A 16,328-nucleotide genomic window follows, 5' to 3' on the forward strand; every position below is an offset into this window, starting at 1 on the left:
CGGGGCGGGTGGAGGCTCGCGCGGCCACCCTGCATCGACCTGGACGGGCGGGTGCAGGGCGCCGGGAACACTTCGTCAGGTGCCCCGCGCCACGGCACGGAGCCCGCGCCGCGCAGGTGGTTCCACCGCACCGTCAGGGGGTGTGGCCGCGCCTGCCCGAGGCGGTGGCGACGAGCGCCGCGAAGGTCAGCAGCCAGGCGCCCACCGCGATCCACAGCAGCACCTCGCCGAGCGGGCGCAGCCAGGCGACGCCGGTGGGGCCGGCCGCCGAGAGGCAGGCGGTGGCCGTCATGCCGAGGGGGAAGACGGTCGCCCAGCGGCGGATGTCGTAGTGCGGCCGCCACTGGCGCAGCTCGGCGGCGAGCAGGAGCACGTACCAGCCGAGGGACAGGGCGAGCGCCACCAGCGTGACGGTACGCAGCGCCGTGTGCGCCGAACCGGTCCATACGGGGGACGCCGTGAGTTTCGATCCGGCCAGCGCCGAGATGGCGAGCGCGCCACCGGCCACCCAGTGGTCGCCCGCGCCCCGGAGCACCTCGCGGAAGTCGAACCGCGGGAGGGCCGCCCCGTACAGCAGCAGCCCCAGGCAGAAGGCGCCCAGCGCCGCGCGGGCGAGCCAGTCGCGGTGGAGGGCCGCGGCCAGGGTCGCGGCCAGGACGGCGAGCCCCTGGGTGGCCACGCAGACGAGGAACGCGGCGCCGGGCATCCGCGTTTTCCAGTGCCGGACGACGGCGATCAGCAGTCCGGGCCAGAGCGCCGCCGCCAGGACCAGCAGGGCGACGGCGAGGCCCTGCCACCCCAGCTGGGAGATCCGGGTGCCGAGGACCGCGGTCGCGGCCACGGCCGTCAGGGCGGCCGGGGTGTCGGCCTCGGCCGCGAAGCGGCCCCGGTCGCCGACGAGCCGGGTGGTGAAATCGGCGGCGAGTACGAGCCACAGCGCGGCGGCGAGGACCAGGGCGGCCAGCGACAGCCCGTCGAAGCCAATGAGGTGCAGGCCGACGGAGAGGATGCCGGCGGCCATGACGGCGGCGCCCGCGGCCGGGGGCAGTCCCGTCCACCAGCGGCGGCCGGGCAGGGGGAACACCTGGTTCACCCCGCCAGCCGACACCGTCCGGCCACGGCCCGCGAGCGCGGTGGGCCACCCGGCCCACACCGGGTGCACCGCGCCCGTGCCTTGACTTCCCGAGGGCGCTGCCCGACCCTCTGCGCTCATGGGACAGCTCGACGGCAAGGTCGCGGTGATCACGGGCGGGTCCGCCGGCATCGGACTGGCGACGGCGCACCGGTTCGTACGGGAGGGGGCCCGGGTGTTCGTCACGGGCCGCCGCGAGGCCGAACTCGCCGCAGCCGTCGATGCGTTGGGGAGCGCTGCGGTGGGGGTGCGGGGCGATGTCACCCGGTCGGCGGACCTGGAGCGCCTCTACGCGGCGGTCCGGGCCGAAGGCAGGCCGATCGACGTCCTGGTGGCCAACGCGGGCGGCGGGAAGGCGGGCGGGGTCGCCGAGTTCACCGAGGAGCAGTTCGACCTCGTCTCGGGCCTGAACTTCCGTGCCGCCTTCTTCACCGTGCAACGGGCGCTGCCGCTCTTCGGGGAGCGCGGTTCGGTCATCCTGGTCGGCTCGACCGCCGGCTCCTCGGGGTCCACCCGCTTCGGGGTCTACGGCGCCGCGAAGGCGGCCGTCCGGTCGATGGCGCGCAGCATGGCGCTGGAGCTCGCGGGGCGCGGGATCCGGGTGAACGCGCTCAGCCCCGGCCCGATCGACACGCCCGCGCTGTCGCGGGCGCCCGCCGCGATCCTGGAGGAGGTCACCTCCGGGGTGCCGATGGGCCGGACCGGCCGCCCGGACGAGGTGGCCGCGGCGGCGCTGTTCCTGGCCTCGGAGGAGAGCAGCTACGTGACGGGCATCGAACTGTTCGTGGACGGCGGTGCGGCGCAGGTCTGACCCGGTCAGGTCGCGTCCGGTCGATCGGTCGGTCCGTCGGTCGGGCCCGGGTCCGGTCGCGTCCGTTCGGCCGGACCCGGCGCCTCCGTACGGATCAGCGTGGCGCGGGCTGCTCGCGGGCCGTGGTGAGGGTGAACATCGCGCCCTCGGGGTCGCGGAGGGTGACCCAGCGGTCGGTGGGGCTCGACATGATCGTCGACAGGGTGGTCCCGCCGGAGGCGGTGGCCGCCTCGATGGCCTCGTCGAGGTCCGGGACGCGGAAGTAGACGTGCCAGCGGGGCCTGGTCTCCGGGACGTGCGCGGCGGCCTCGGTGATCCCGCCGTTCAGGCGGGCGACGGGCTCGCCGCCCTGCCGCAGGACTACCTGGTCGTCCTCGTACGAGACCTCGCAGCAGCCGGCGCGGCCGGTGGCCCACCCCAGCACCTCGCCGTAGAAGATCGCGGACTCGAAGGCGTCCCTGGTCCGCAGTTCGAGCCAGGCAGGTGCGGGTCCGCGGCCCACCCGCCAGTCGGCGGACACCCCGCCGGCCCAGATCCCGAAGACCGCGCCGTCCCGGTCGGCGACGAGCGCGCCGCGGCCGCCGGAGGGGAAGGAGACCGGTCCGACGGCGACGGTTCCGCTGCGCTCGCGGACCCGGTCCGCGGTCTCGTCGGCGTCGTCGACCGCGAAGTACGGGGTCCACGCGGCGGCGACCGGCAGGTCGGAGGTCAGGGTGCCGATGCCGGCCACCGGCACCCCGTCCAGATGGGCGATGGTCCAGCCCTCGCCCAGCCGGGCGGGCCGGAACTTCCAGCCGAGGACCGCGCCGTAGAACTGCTGGGTTCCGTGCAGGTCGCGGGCCATCAGGCTGACCCAGCACGGCGCGCCGAAGACCTCCCTCGCAGAAATCTCCACCGCACGCCCTCCGTCCCTCGTCCAGCCCATCGTGCCTTCGGGGTGTGCACCGCGCACGTCGGCCCGCCGCCCTCCCGGCCCGCTCAGCGTCCGCTCCCGGCGCCCTGCCCGGTGATCAGGTCGGTGAGGGCGGGCATGCCGCCTTCCGCGAGGGCGCGGCGCTGGCGGTCCGCGGGGGTGCCTTCCCGCAGGAGACGGTGCAGCAGGGCTCCCACCTCGCGCTCGTCCCCGGCCTCCTCCAGCGCGGGCGTGATGTGCCGCATCAGCAGCCACAGCACGTCGCCGGCGCTGCGCCGACGGCCCTGCGGGTCCACCAGGGAGCCGTTGAGGCCGTGCCGGGCCGCGTGCCACATGGCCGCGTGGAGCAGCTCCGGCGGGCACTCGACGGGGGCGGCCCCCGCCTTCTCCTCCGCGATCGCCGTGCTGACCAGGGCGCGGACGATCCCGGTGAGCAGCACGGCGTCGGTGGCGTCCAGCTGTACGTCCAGGCAGCGCACCTCCAGGGTGGGGTAGCGGTCCGACAGCCTGGCCTGCCAGTAGAGCTGGCCCCGGTCCGCGATCACCCCCGCCTCCAGGAGCGCCTCGATGCGCGCCTCGTAGTCGGCGAGCGTGCGGAAGCACGGCGTCGGGCCACTGACGGGCCAGCGGCCGAAGACGATCGTGCGCCAGCTGGCGAAGCCCGTGTCGCGCCCGTCCCACAGCGGCGAGTTCGCGGACATGGCCAGCAGGGTCGGCAACCAGACGCGCAGCCGGTTGAGGACCGCGACGCCCATCTCCCGGTCGGGTACCGCGACGTGCACGTGCATGCCGTTGATCAGCTGCTCGTCGACCAGCTGGCCGGCTTCCTCCCGCATCTTGAGGTACCGCAGCTTCTGGGTGATCGGGGGCGGCTCGGCGTCCCGCAGCGGGGCCGCGGCGCAGGTGCCCAGGAGGCAGCCGTGCTCCTCGGCGGCGGAGCCGACCGCGTGCCGCAGCCGCAGCAGGTGGCCGGCGACCTCGTCCAGGTCCGTGCAGATGGGCGTGGCCACCTCGATCTGGGCCTGGAGCAGCTCGTTCTGCACCTCGCCGGCGTCCACGAACGGCCCGAGGCCGGCCGCTGCCCGCACCTCCTCCGCCCGGGACACGGGCAGATGGGTGACCGGGTCCAGCAGGACGTACTCCTCCTCCACCCCGATCGTGATCATGTCGTGTGGGACTCCTGCCTAGAGTTCTGAACGTCCCGTCACCCGCGGTGCGGTCCTTCCGCATCCCGCGGGCCCTGCGTATTCCCGGCCGGGGCCGCCCCATGCGGGGGCGGAGGTCCCGCTTCGGGCGCGGGCATTCGGCCGTTCCTTCGGGCGAATCTGGCTCCGGGCGCGTGGGGCGCCGGTTCCAGGGTGGCAGTTCACAGGGAAACGCACCCATCGGGCCATCGGCAGAGGCGGTACATGACCAGGCGATCCGCAGGCCGGCCGGACTCCCGCCCGGAAGGGGCCCGCACGGGCGTGACGCGCTCCCGGGTGGCCGTCCGGCGCGCCCGGGCGCTGGGGCGGCGCCCGGGCGGCAGGCCCGTGGAGCGGCCGTACGCGTCCGTGTCCCCGCTGCTGCGGACGGCGGCGGGGTACTGCTGGCGGCTGCTCGTGGTCGGGGCGGTCGTGTACACGGTGTTCATGGTGCTGGGGCGGTTCCACGAGGTCGCCGTGGCCGTCTTCCTCGGTCTCGTCGCCACCGCGCTGCTCCACCCGGTGGCCGATCTCCTCGCCCGCTGGATGCCGCGCTCCCTCGCCGTGGCCTGCGCGCTCCTCGGCAGCATCGTGCTCGCGCTGGGCGCGCTCGCCTTCGTCGGGGAGACCATCGCCGCGGAATGGGACTCGCTGGTGTCCGAGTTCCGGGCGGGGCTGGACCGGCTGGAGCCCTTGCTGGAGCGGCCGCCGCTGCGGCTGAGCCCGCACGCGCTGACCGGTCTGCGCGACCGGATCGGCGACTACCTCTCCAGTCACCGCGCGAGCCTGCTCAGCACGGCCGTGAGCGGCGCGGGGCGCCTGGTGGAGGCCCTGACGGTGGTGGCGCTGTCGTTGTTCTGCTCGGTGTTCTTCATCTACTCCGGTGACCGGCAGTGGCGCTGGCTGTGCTCCCAGTTCCCGAGAGGGGCGCAGCAGCGCGTCGCGGTCGCCGGGCGGGCCGCGTGGCGGACGTTCACCGGGTACACCCACGGCATCGTGCTGGTCGCGGCGACCAACGCCATCCTGGTCGGGGCGGCGCTGTTCCTGCTGGGCGTCCCGCTGGCGGTGCCGCTCGCGCTGCTGGAGTTCTTCGCCGCGTTCGTCCCGCTGATCGGCTCCCCGGTCGCCCTCGCGGTGGCCGTGGTCGTCGCACTGGCGGCCAAGGGGCCGCTGGTGGCCGCGCTCGTGGTCGCCCTGATCGTGATCATCGGCCAGATCGAGGGACATGTGCTGCACCCGATGCTGATGAGCTGGGCGGTGCGGCTGCACCCGGTGGTCGTGGCGCTGTCGGTGGTCGCGGGCGCCATCGCCGCGGGCGTGCTGGGCGCGGTGGTCGCCGTACCTCTGGTCTCGGTGGTCTGGGCGGTCCGCCAGGCGCTGCGGTCCCCGGAAGCAGGGCTCTGAGCTGCACTTCTCCTCACGAGCGGCTTCAGCCCGCCAGGAGCGGGTATACCTGTGGAAGGACCGCTCACGAGACGGCCGTGCCGCACGCCTTGCGGCGCGACCACCCGTCGGAGGAGCCGAAGATGCCGAACCCCCGGGTAACCGAAAGCATTCCGCAGGACACGCTGAGCGTGAGCACAGGCGAGGCCCGGACGCTGTCGGGGACCTTGTTCCACCGACTGCGCGGTCTCGACGAGGGGACCGCGGCGTACTCGTACGTGCGCAACACGCTCGTCGAACTCAACTTGAGCCTGGTGAAGTACGCCGCCCGCCGCTTCCGCGGCCGGAGCGAGCCGATGGAGGACATCGTCCAGGTCGGGACGATCGGCCTGATCAAGGCGATCAACCGGTTCGACCCGGAGCGCGGGGTGGAGTTCACCACCTTCGCCATGCCGACCATCGTCGGTGAGATCAAGCGGTTCTTCCGCGACACCAGCTGGGCCGTGAAGGTGCCCCGGCGGCTCCAGGAGCTGCGGATCGACTCCGCCAAGGCGCATGACGCGCTGGAGCAGGACCTGGGCCGGGAGCCGACGGACGCCGAGCTGGCCGAGCGGTTGCACGTCACGCCCGCGGAACTCGTGGAGGGGCAGAAGGCGGCGCACGCCTACTCCGCGCGCTCCCTGGACGCGCCGACGCAGGAGGACGGGGAACACAACGCGTACGCCGACCGGCCCTCGCTGGGGGCGGAGGAGACGGCGTACGACACGATCGAATGCCTGGAGTCGCTCAAGCCGCTCCTGGCCGGGTTGCCCGAGCGCGAGCGCACGCTGCTGTCGCTGCGCTTCGGCGACGGCCTGACCCAGTCCGAGATAGGCGAGCGGCTGGGGCTGTCGCAGATGCACGTCTCACGGCTGCTCAACCGGACGCTCACCGCCCTGCGGGCGAGCCTCCTGGAGGATCCTCCGGAGGCGTCCGAGCGATCGTGAGCGGCAGGGCCACTTCCGCCCACACCGTTTTGCCGGTGCGCCCGTCGGCGCGGGGATCGCTGCCCCAGCTCAGGGTGAGCCGCTCCAGGATCAGCAGGCCGTGGCCGCCCAGCAGGCCGGTCGCCGCGGTCCGCCGGCGACGGGGGTGCTCGGGGCTCCCGTCGCCCACCTCGATCCGCAGCCGTGCGGCGCCGCGGCGCAGCACCAGTTCCCGGGGGCCGACCGCGTGCAGGCAGGCATTGCCGACGAGCTCCGAGACCAGCAGGAGGACGTCCTCGGCGGCCTCCTGCCGGTCCCGTTCGTACGGGGGTTCCCCGGCCGCCCCGCCGCTCCCGCCGCTCCCGGCGGCTGCGTGGGCTCCGCCGGCCGGCTCCGTGATCCAGCGCCAGTCGGCGAGGGCGCGCCGGGTGAAGTCCCGGCACCGGGTGACGGTTCCCGCGGTCGCGTCCGCCCCGCCGCCCAGGTACAGCCTGCGGGTCTCCTCGCTCATATGGGCCGCCTACCCAGGCCCGGGGAGAAAACACGGTGGACGCCGTGCGCTCCAGCCGCGGGAGCGCCGGGGTGTCAGGACACCGGCGCGGCGCCCCTGCCCGTGGCGGCGGTGGCCGCGGACGGCCCGGCGCCCGCGGCCTCCCCGCTCCCCCGGGTGTCCGGCCCCCGCAGGGCGTCGAGCCTGCGCAGCGCGAAACGCCTCTGGGCGACGGACACTCCCGCGACGGCGGCCCCGAGCGCCAGCCAGCCCGCCGGCCCGGCCACCATCACCGCGCCGGTCAGCAGCATCGGTCCGGCCGACTTCTGGATGGACTGGGACATGCCCGCCACCCCCAGGTACGAGGCCCTCGCCGCCGGCGGCGCGAGGGAGACGGCCAGCTCCCAGGAGCTCACCGAGCGCAGCAGTTCCGCGGCCGTGACCAGCACGGCGGCGGCCAGCAGGACGAGCGTGGCGGCCCAGGCCCCGTGTTCGGGGGTGAGCGCCAGGAGCAGGCAGCAGCCCAGCAGCGTCAGCCCGTACAGGCGGGCCGCCCCCGCGGCCTGGCGCGGCCGTCCGACCCTCGCGGACACCGTCATCTGGAGGACCACCACGAGCACCGTGTTGATGATGAGGAAGGCCGGCACCACGGCGTGCGGGGCGTCGGTGTGCTCGATGAGCCACAGCGGCAGCCCGACCCCCAGGATCGAGTCGTCCAGGCAGAGCGGGATGTCCAGCAGGACGAACCGGAGGTAGCCGCGGTCCCGCCACGGATTCGCGAGCCCGGCCCGGCCCTGCTCCCCCGGCTCACCGGCTTTTTCCGCGTCCGGGCCTTCCGCGACCGCGTTCCCCGGGTCCGCGGCCCCCGCGACCGCCTCCCCGGCCCCGCTCCCGCCCTCGTGCCGTTGCTCCCCGGTCCGCCAGACCAGCGCGGCGGCCAGCACGAAGGACAGCGCGTTGGCCAGGATCAGCACCTGGTACGCCTCGCGCGTGCCCACGGCCAGGCCGATGGCGGCCAGCCCCGCGCCGAGCGCGTACCCGGCGTTCGCCACGCTGCGCGACAGCGCCTGGTACGTACCGCGCTGCTCGCCCGCCGCCCGCGTGGCGAAGAGCATCTCCAGCATCTTGGCCGCCCGGTCGCCGAGCGAGGTGACGGCGACCAGGAGCAGCAGCACCTCGAACCGGGTGAACACGAGCAGCGCACCGATCGCGGCGAGGCGCAGCAGGTGGCAGCCGATCAGCAGCGTACGGACGCGGAAGCGGGCGGCCAGGTGGCCGGCCAGCGGAGAACCGGCGATCCCCGCCACGCCGGCCGCACCCAGCAGCAGGCCCAGCCTGCGGCCGTCCAGACCGGCGACGAAGGTGAAGAAGAGGACGCAGGACGCCCCCCACACCCCGGTCCCGGTGCGGTCGAGCAACTGGGCGAAGAGCATGATCCGGGCGTCCCGCCCGCCGGGCGGATGCCGCAGCCGGGCCGACAGCCCGCCCCCGCCGCCCCCGCCGCTCCCGCGGTCGCCGTTCTTCCCCGTCCCACGCCGGCCGATCATTTCCCGGTCCTCCACACCCCCGCCGAAGTATCTCGATGTCGAGATACTTCGTGGCAGCCTGCCGGAAATCAATCTTGACGTCAAGATAAATTCGCCGGCTGCGCCATCCGGCCCCGGCGTAGGCTGGGCGGACCGACGAGGGGAGCAGTCGTGACCGACCGCAAGCCGCCGGGAGTCAGCTTCGAGTCGTGGGTGGACCGGCAGATCAGGGAGGCGGCCGAGCGCGGCGAGTTCGAGCGCCTCCCGGGCTACGGAAAGCCCCTGGCCTCGATCGACGCCCCGTACGACGAGCTGTGGTGGATCAAGGGCAAGATGCACCGCGAGGGGTTCGCCGCCCTGCCGCCCGCGCTCGCCCTGCGCAAGGAGGCCGAGGACGCCTTGGAGGCGGTCCGCGCGGCCCCCTCGGAGCGCCGGGCGCGGGCCATTCTGACCGAGATCAACGAGAAGATCCGCGCGGCCCTGCGCCGGCCTCCGCCCGGCCCGCCCCTGCGCCTCACCGAATTCGACGTGGACGCCGTCCTCGGGACCTGGCGGGAGGGCCGGACGGGCTGACGGCGCGCCCGGACGCGGCGGGTCGCGGCTCTCCCGGCCGCGGACGACCGACAGTGCTACAAATGGTTCGTGACCCATCCTTGCAACCCGTGCCGGGGACGTCGGTGCGGTCACTGATCACCAAGCGCCCGCGCAGCGTCGCCCGACAGGTATTCGTCCTTCAGGTGGCGATCGTGGTGCTGCTCGCCGCCGGGGCGGTACTGGCCCTCGTACTGCAGTCCCGGCACGACGTGGACCGGGAGGCCCGGACGCGCTCGGTGGCGGTCGCCCAGACCTTCGCCCATTCGCTCGGACTGCGCCAGGCGCTCCTCTCCCCCGACCCCTCCGAGATCCTCCAGCCGCTCACCGAGGTGACGCGCAAGGATTCCGGAGTGGACTTCATCGTCGTGATGAACGACCAGGGGATCCGCTACACCCATCCGCTGCCCGACCGCATCGGCAAGAAGTTCGTGGGCACCATCGCGCCCTCACTGGCCGGCCAGGTGTACACCGAAAGCGTGAAGGGACCCCTCGGCCAGGAGATCCAGGCCGTGGTCCCCGTGTTCGCCGACCCCTACAAGGACGGCGGACCGGTCGTGGGACTGGTGTCGGCCGGTCTCACGGTGAAGAACGTCACCGGTGTCTTCCAGCGGCAGCTGCCCCTCATCCTCGGAACCAGCGCGGTCGGCCTCGCGCTCGCCACGGCCGGCGCGGCGCTGATCAGCCGGCGTCTGCGCCGCCAGACCCGCGGGCTGGGGCCGGCCGAGATGACCCGCATGTACGAACACCACGACGCGGTGCTGCACTCCGTGCGCGAGGGGGTGCTGATCACCGACGGCGGCGGCCGGCTCCTCCTCGCCAACGACGAGGCGAAACGTCTGCTCAGACTTCCGCCCGACGCCGAGGGCCAGCACATCCGGGAGCTGTCGGGGCTCGACCCCCAGATGGCCGACCTCCTGCTGTCCGGCCGCGAGACCACCGACGAGGTCCACGAGGCCGGAGACCGGCTGCTCGTCGTCAACCAGCGTGCCACCCGCCCCCGAGGCCGGCCCGAGGGCACGGCCGTCACCATCCGCGACTCCACCGAGATGCAGGTGCTCAGCACCCGCGCCGAAGCGGCCCGCAAACGGCTCCGGCTGCTGTACGACGCGGGGGTCGGCGTCGGCACCACCCTGGACGTGGAGCAGACGGCCCAGGAGCTCGCGGACGTCGCCGTACCGCGCTTCGCGGACTACGTCACCGTCGACCTGGCGGAACCCGTGCTCCTCGGCGACGAGCCGACCGCCCTCAAGGCCGACCTGCGCCGCACCGGGGTCAGCGGGATCCGGGACGACGTCCCGCTCTACCCGCGCGGCCGGCTGATCGACTTCGTTCCCTCCACCCCGCAGGCGCGCGGACTGAACAGCGGGCGCGCCGAGATGGTGGACGACCTGGCCGACGCGCCGGGATGGCACGCCCAGGACCCGCCCCGGGCCCGGGCCATCGTCGAGTTCGGCGTGCACTCCCTGATCACCGCGCCGCTCAAGGCCCGCGGCGTCGTCCTCGGCCTGGTCAACTTCTGGCGCTCGGAGAAGGAGCCCTTCGACGAGGAGGACCTGACGCTGGCCGAGGAGCTCGTCGCCCGCGCCGGGGTCAGCATCGACAACGCGCGCCGCTACACGCGCGAGCACGCGCTGGCCGTGACCCTCCAGCGCAGCCTGCTGCCGCGCGATCTGCCCGAGCAGAGCGCGGTGGAGGTCGCGCACTACTACCTGCCCGCGCGTTCGGGGGTGGGCGGCGACTGGTTCGACGTGATCCCGCTCCCGGGTGCCCGCGTGGCCCTCGTCGTCGGGGACGTCGTCGGCCACGGTCTGCACGCCGCCGCGGCGATGGGCCGCCTGCGCACGGCCGTACTGAACTTCTCCTCCCTGGACCTGCCGCCCGACGAGCTGCTGGCCCGCCTCGACGACCTCGTGCAGTACATCGACCAGAGCGTGGCGGGCGGCGACGGCACCGAGGGCGGCCTGATCGGCGCGACCTGCCTGTACGCCGTCTACGACGCGGTCACCCAGCGCTGCACGGTGGCGCGGGCGGGCCACATGCCGCCGGCCGTCGTCCGCCCGGACGGCACGGTGGAGATCCCGGAGCTGCCCGCGGGCGCCCCCCTGGGGCTCGGCGGGTTCCCGTTCGAGTCGGCGGAGCTGGACCTGAGCGAGGGCACCCAGCTGGTGCTCTACACCGACGGGCTGATCGAGGACCGCGCCCGCGACATCGACGAGGGTCTCGTACTGCTCCGCACGGCCCTGGCGCACGCGGACCGCAGCCCGGAGGACACCTGCCGGGAGGTCCTCGCGGAGCTGCTGCCGGTGCGCCCGCGCGACGACGTGGCCCTGCTGGTCGCGCGCACGTCGGCGCTGCCGGCCGACCGGATCGCCGAGTGGGAGGTCCCGTTCGAGCCGAGCGCGGTCGGGACCATGCGGGCCCTGGCCATGGCGAAGCTGGAGGAGTGGGGCCTGTCGGAGCTCACCTTCGGTACGGAGCTGGTGCTGAGCGAGCTGATCACGAACGCGATCCGGCACGGCTCCGAGCCGGTCCGCGTACGACTCCTGCACGACCGGGTGCTGACCTGCGAGGTGTTCGACGGCAGCAGCAGCTCGCCGCGGCTGCATTACGCCAAGACCACGGACGAGGGGGGCCGCGGGCTCTTCCTGGTGGCGCAGCTCAGCCGCCGCTGGGGAGCCCGGTACACGCCGGAGGGCAAGGTCATCTGGTCGGAGCAGTCGCTGCCGGACCCGGAGGAGACCGGCCCGGAGGGAACCGGCCCTGCGTGACGAGCCCGGTGGGAACCGGCCCGGCGGGAACCGGCCCTGCGTGACCGGCCCTGCGTGACCGGCCCGGCTCCCGGTGCGGGGACTCCCCCGGGATCTCCCCGTGGACCGTTCCGCGTGGGGACCAGGAGGTCCGCTCAGCGGATCCGGTGCACGCGCTGGCTGGTGAGTTCGTACCGTGCTCCGACCACGGCCAGCTTCCCGGTGGCGATGCGGGCGGCGAGATCGGGTTCCGCCGCCAGCCGGGAGCGGACCAGCCGGACGTTCTGGGTGACCGCGGCGTCGACGCGGGCGTCCCGGCCGAGCGAACGGTCGACGGCCGGACGGATCTGCTCCGCCAGGTAGCGCAGGTGGCCGGGCAGCTGCTCCAGCCCCCCGGCGGCGCGGACCGCTGCGGTCACCGCCCCGCAGGACTGGTGCCCGAGGACCACCACCAGCGGAATGGCCAGCTCGACGACCCCGAAGGCGATGCTCCCGAGCACCGCGTCGTCCAGCACCTCACCGGCCGACCGGACGGTCATCAGATCGCCGAGCCCCTGGTCGAAGACCAGTTCCGGCGGGACGCGGGAGTCCACGCAGCCCAGGATCACGGCGAACGGGTGCTGTCCCCCGACCAGCGCCTGCCGTACGGTCCGCGTGGCGTCGGGATGCCGCTCGTGGAAGGTCCGCCAGCGGGCGTTGCCGGCCGACAGCTCGCGCAGCGCCGCCTCGGGCGTGCCGGGCCGCGGGCCGTGCGGGCCCGCGCGGGAGGCGGCGCCCTCGGAGCCGCCGCCGGCCGCCAGGCCCGCGCCCAGGGCCACGGCCGCGGTGAGGGCGCCCCGTACCAGGCGACGCCGCCCGGGAGTCCCGTCGGCCCGGTGATGCTCGGCAAGGACGCTCATGCGGGCCCAAGGTAGGCCCCGCGGGACCGGGGATCCGGAGGCGGGCCCGCCCTTGGGGAACTCTTGGGCAAACGCCGGGACCGGATTGGCCGTTCAGCCGCCGCCTCCCGATCCGGCCTGGCCCCGGTCGAAGTACGCGGCGAGGCCCGGATCGAGCGGCGGTACCCGCCGCGGCGTGCCGCCGTCGCGCAGCGACTCCGTCGCCAGGCAGCCCACGGCGACCGCCATCCGGGCGGCGACCGGCGAGGTGTCCGTCGCTCCCCCGTGCCGTACGAAGCGCAGGAACTCGTCGATCAGCAGCGGGTCGGCGCCGCCGTGCCCGCCCGCGGCGTCCGCGTCGGGGACGGTGTGGACGGAGTCCGGCTCGGCCCGGTATCCGGAGCGGCGGGCGTTCCAGACCCGGACCTCCGCGCCCGGGCCGTCGCCGAAGTTCTCCAGGCGGCCGGCATCGCCGATGACGGTGTAGTTCCGCCAGTAGTCGGGGGTGAAATGGCACTGCTGATAGGCGGCGAGCACCCCGCCCGCGAGGCGCAGATTGAGCAGCGAGACGTCCTCGACGTCGATGACGGGGTTCAGGCCGCGCTGGGTGTGCGGGGGCCAGTGGCCGTCCTCGGTGTACCAGTCCTCCGTCTTGGGCTCGCCGGGGGCCCTTCGGTGCGGGTTCTCCCCGTAGACCATCAGGTCGCCCATCGCCTGGACGTCCTCGGTGTAGGAGCCGGCCAGCCAGTGCAGCACGTCGATGTCGTGCGCGGCCTTCTGGAGGAGCAGGCCGGTGGTGTGGCGCCGTTCGGCGTGCCAGTCCTTGAAGTACCAGTCGCCGCCGTAGCCGACGAAGTGCCGGATCCAGACCGTCCTCACCCGGCCGATGGCACCGGCCCCGATGAGCTCGCGCATCAGCCGTACGACGGGCATGTGGCGCATGTTGTGCCCGACGTAGAGGCGGGTGCCCGTGGCGCGGGCGGTGCGCAGGATCGCGTCGCAGCCGTCGACGGTGACGGCGAGCGGCTTCTCGACGAAGACGGGCTTGCGGGCGAGGAGCGTCCGGCGGGCCAGGTCGGCGTGGGTGTGGTCGGGGGTCAGGACGAGAACGGCGTCGACGTCCGGATCCCCGGTCACGGCTGCGGGATCCGCGGTGGTGCGCGCGGCCGGGAAGGCCTCGGCGGCGTCCGCCCGGGCCCGCGGATCGGGATCCGCGACGGCGGTGACAACCGCACCGCGGCCGGGCCGGTGTGCCGTGCGGGCGATGCTCCCGCGCAGCCCGTATCCGAGGACGCCGATGCGAAGGTCGGTGGTCATGGCCGAGTCCCTTCCCGGCGCACCCGCGTTCATCCGCCCGGCCGAGCACCGGATGCCGCCCGGGCCGGGCCGGGGCAGTCTGTGGGCAAGGCAGTCACCACCGCACAGACGAGGACCGCGCCATGTCCCACAGCCGGCGTATCGGCGTCATCACCGCGGCCGCAGCACTGCTGCTGACCGCCACCGCCTGCTCGGGCCTGGGCCGCAGCACCGTCGGCATGCTGACGTTCCGCGGCCACGACTCGCCGGTGGAGCTGAGCTACTCGAACACCTCGGTCAACGGATGCCACAGGATCGGGCTCCCGAAGGGCGCCACCCACGTGGAGAACAACACCCTCGTCGACGTGGTGCTGTACCGGACGCTGGACTGCACCACGCCCCTGGGGAACGACGGCATCTACGTCGCCACCACGCTCTCGAACGTCACGGCCCCGGTCAGCCTCCCCTGGCGCAGCTTCAGCGTCATCCACTGACGGCGGGCCACCGCCCCCCGGGACCCCGGACCGTTCGGTCCGGGGTCCTCGGGCGTCGCCGTCCGTCAGACGGGGAGGGAGTCTGCCGTGGGCGCCACCGGGCCGAAGAGGTCGGCGATCGTGGTGAGGCTCGCCGTCTGGAGGGCGGCGGCCGGGACCAGGGTGCCGTCGGGCGCCGCGAGCGCGCGCGTGGCGGTGGCGTCGGCGACGACGGTCGGGCGGTAGCCCAGGTTGAAGGCGCCCTGGGCGGTGAACGTGACGCACATGTGGGTCATGAAGCCGGCGATGACCAGGTCCGGGCCGGCGCCCAGCTGCCGCAGGGTCTCCTCCAGCCCGGTGCCGTGGAAGGCGTTCGGGACCTGCTTGACCACGACCGGCTCCCCGTCGAGCGGCGCGACCTCGGCGCTGATGGCGCCGATCTCGGCCCGGATGTCGTACGGGGTCCCCTCGCCGCCGTCGTTGACGACGTGGATGACGGGGGCTGCGGCGGCCCGGGCCGCGGCCAAGAGGCGCGCGCCCGCCGCCAGGGCCTCCTCGGCGCCCTCCAGGGCCATCACGCCGGAGCGGTAGGTGTTCTGGAAGTCGACCATGATCAGGGTGGAGTCGGCCAGCCGGGGCAGCGTGCCGGACAGGCCGACGAGCTCGCGCAGGGTGGTCGAGGGGGTGGATGCAGACATGTCGGATCGTCCTTCTCTCGGGAAACGGGCACGGCGGAGCCGCGGCCCGGCGCGCGGTCGCGCCGGGCGGTCAGGGGTGGGGAACGGTGAGGGGTGGAGCGGTGGCTGGGTGGAAACCGGCCGGGGATGGGGACCGGCGGCGGGCGTGACGGTCAGACGGCGTGACCGTCAGGGGGCGTGACCGTCAGAGGGCGTGACCGTCAGGCGGCGTGGGGGCCGTGCGGAAGCGGCGGCGGTAGGCGGCCGGGGTCGTCGCGATCTGCTTGCGGAAGGCCCGGTGCAGGGTCTCCACCGAGCCCAGCCCCGCCGCCTCTGCGACCTGCTCCAACGGCTGGTCGGTGGTCTCCAGCAGCCGCCGGGCGGCTTCCACCCGTATGGCCTCCACGTAGGCCGCGGGGCTGGTGCCCAGCTCCTTGCGGAACGTACGGGCGAAGTGGCGCTCGCTGAGGCTCATCCGTGCCGCGAGCGCGGCCGCCGACAGGTCCGCGCGCAGGTGTTCGCCGATGTATGCGCGCAGGGCGTCGATGTCCCGGCGGGAGGCCGCCGGGCGGCTGAGCGGCACGCTGAACTGGCTCTGGCCGCCCTGCCGCTTGAGGTACATGACCAGTTGCCGGGCCACCGCGAGGGCCAGTTCCTCGCCGTGGTCCTCCGCCACGAGGGCCAGCGTCAGGTCCATGCAGGCGCTGATCCCGGCCCCGGTCCACACCCGGCCCGACCGGACGAAGATCGGGTCCGGGTCGACCTCCACCCGCGGGTGCTCGGCCGACAGCCGGCCTGCCGTGGACCAGTGGGTGGTGGCCCTGCGCCCGTCCAGCAGGCCGGCCGCCGCCAGCAGGTGGGCGCCGACGCAGACCGAGGCGACGCGCCCGGCATGCGGGGCGGTGGCGCCGATCCAGCGCACCACCTCCTCGTCGACCCGCGCCACCGGACCCTCCGGTGTCAGCTCGACGGCGCCGGGCACCACGAGGGTGTCCACCGCGGCCCCGACCTCCTCGAAGGAGAGGTCGGTGACCAGCCGGACGCCGGCCGAGGTGGTGACCTGGCCTCCGTCCGGACCCGCCAGGCGTACGTCGTACAGCCTGCGCCCGGCCTCCCGGCTCGCGAGGGCGAAGACCTCGGCGGGGCCGGTGACGTCGAGCAGGTCGACATCGGGGAAGACCGCGATCACTACGCGGTGGGGCGTGGACATGCGTCCATCGTGGCCGGACGGGGCGGGTGGCCGCAATGACGGGGATCTG

15 protein-coding genes are annotated in these 16,328 nt (G+C 74.3%); 6 read left to right on the forward strand and 9 right to left on the reverse strand.

What is annotated here, in order from left to right; genetic code table 11:
• Positions 1–133 precede the first annotated feature (133 nt).
• Positions 134–1,093 (reverse strand): SLAC1 family transporter, encoded by a 960-nt coding sequence (locus ACS04_RS23680; RefSeq protein WP_048478751.1) that lies wholly within the window; start codon positions 1,091–1,093, stop codon positions 134–136.
• A 118-nt stretch (positions 1,094–1,211) separates the two neighbouring features.
• Between ACS04_RS23680 and ACS04_RS23685 the strand changes: the two genes are divergently transcribed.
• The gene (locus ACS04_RS23685) at positions 1,212–1,943 is read left to right on the forward strand and encodes an SDR family NAD(P)-dependent oxidoreductase (RefSeq protein ID WP_048478752.1); all 732 of its coding nucleotides are present in this window, start codon (positions 1,212–1,214) and stop codon (positions 1,941–1,943) included.
• A 94-nt stretch (positions 1,944–2,037) separates the two neighbouring features.
• On the opposite strand, the gene ACS04_RS23690 is transcribed toward ACS04_RS23685, so the two are convergent.
• On the reverse strand, positions 2,038–2,787 hold the full coding sequence (locus ACS04_RS23690) for a VOC family protein (protein ID WP_048478877.1): 750 nt from the start codon (positions 2,785–2,787) through the stop codon (positions 2,038–2,040).
• Between the two features lie 134 nt (positions 2,788–2,921).
• Positions 2,922–4,022 (reverse strand): carboxylate-amine ligase, encoded by a 1,101-nt coding sequence (locus ACS04_RS23695; RefSeq protein ID WP_048478753.1) that lies wholly within the window; start codon positions 4,020–4,022, stop codon positions 2,922–2,924.
• A gap of 300 nt (positions 4,023–4,322) precedes the next feature.
• On the opposite strand from ACS04_RS23695, the gene ACS04_RS23700 reads away from it, so the two are divergent.
• Positions 4,323–5,444, forward strand: a complete 1,122-nt coding sequence (locus ACS04_RS23700; RefSeq protein ID WP_245236509.1) for an AI-2E family transporter — start codon at positions 4,323–4,325, stop codon at positions 5,442–5,444.
• 122 nt (positions 5,445–5,566) lie between these two features.
• A complete protein-coding gene (locus tag ACS04_RS23705; protein WP_048478879.1) occupies positions 5,567–6,409 on the forward strand; it encodes an RNA polymerase sigma factor SigF in 843 nt (280 codons plus the stop codon).
• Here the strand turns inward: ACS04_RS23705 and ACS04_RS23710 are convergent.
• Together ACS04_RS23710 and ACS04_RS23715 are read right to left on the reverse strand one after the other, a co-directional pair.
• Positions 6,351–6,899 (reverse strand): ATP-binding protein, encoded by a 549-nt coding sequence (locus ACS04_RS23710; protein ID WP_048478754.1) that lies wholly within the window; start codon positions 6,897–6,899, stop codon positions 6,351–6,353. The two genes, ACS04_RS23705 and ACS04_RS23710, sit on opposite strands and share 59 nt — an antisense overlap.
• Before the next feature lie 74 nt (positions 6,900–6,973).
• Positions 6,974–8,425 (reverse strand): MFS transporter, encoded by a 1,452-nt coding sequence (locus ACS04_RS23715; protein WP_063839296.1) that lies wholly within the window; start codon positions 8,423–8,425, stop codon positions 6,974–6,976.
• Between the two features lie 150 nt (positions 8,426–8,575).
• Between ACS04_RS23715 and ACS04_RS23720 the strand changes: the two genes are divergently transcribed.
• A complete protein-coding gene (locus ACS04_RS23720) occupies positions 8,576–8,977 on the forward strand; it encodes a DnaJ family domain-containing protein (RefSeq protein ID WP_048478755.1) in 402 nt (133 codons plus the stop codon).
• A 62-nt stretch (positions 8,978–9,039) separates the two neighbouring features.
• Positions 9,040–11,766 (forward strand): SpoIIE family protein phosphatase, encoded by a 2,727-nt coding sequence (locus ACS04_RS23725; RefSeq protein ID WP_048478756.1) that lies wholly within the window; start codon positions 9,040–9,042, stop codon positions 11,764–11,766.
• A 134-nt stretch (positions 11,767–11,900) separates the two neighbouring features.
• Here ACS04_RS23725 and ACS04_RS23730 read toward each other — a convergent pair whose 3' ends face one another.
• Together ACS04_RS23730 and ACS04_RS23735 are read right to left on the reverse strand one after the other, a co-directional pair.
• Positions 11,901–12,644, reverse strand: a complete 744-nt coding sequence (locus ACS04_RS23730; protein WP_048478757.1) for a carbonic anhydrase — start codon at positions 12,642–12,644, stop codon at positions 11,901–11,903.
• 93 nt (positions 12,645–12,737) lie between these two features.
• On the reverse strand, positions 12,738–13,940 hold the full coding sequence (locus tag ACS04_RS23735; RefSeq protein WP_048478758.1) for a Gfo/Idh/MocA family protein: 1,203 nt from the start codon (positions 13,938–13,940) through the stop codon (positions 12,738–12,740).
• Between the two features lie 122 nt (positions 13,941–14,062).
• Here ACS04_RS23735 and ACS04_RS23740 point away from each other — a divergent pair, with 122 nt between their 5' ends.
• Positions 14,063–14,413 carry a hypothetical protein gene (locus tag ACS04_RS23740; RefSeq protein ID WP_048478759.1) on the forward strand — a complete coding sequence of 117 codons (351 nt, stop codon included), beginning with the start codon at positions 14,063–14,065 and terminating at the stop codon, positions 14,411–14,413.
• A gap of 65 nt (positions 14,414–14,478) precedes the next feature.
• Here the strand turns inward: ACS04_RS23740 and ACS04_RS23745 are convergent, their stop codons facing one another.
• On the reverse strand, positions 14,479–15,090 hold the full coding sequence (locus tag ACS04_RS23745) for an isochorismatase family protein (protein WP_048478760.1): 612 nt from the start codon (positions 15,088–15,090) through the stop codon (positions 14,479–14,481).
• Positions 15,091–15,274: 184 nt separating this feature from the next.
• A complete protein-coding gene (locus ACS04_RS23750; protein WP_048478761.1) occupies positions 15,275–16,279 on the reverse strand; it encodes a GlxA family transcriptional regulator in 1,005 nt (334 codons plus the stop codon).
• Positions 16,280–16,328 lie beyond the last annotated feature (49 nt).

The organism is Streptomyces roseus (assembly GCF_001044425.1).
In the GTDB taxonomy this organism is placed as follows: Bacteria; Actinomycetota; Actinomycetes; order Streptomycetales; family Streptomycetaceae; genus Streptomyces; species Streptomyces roseus.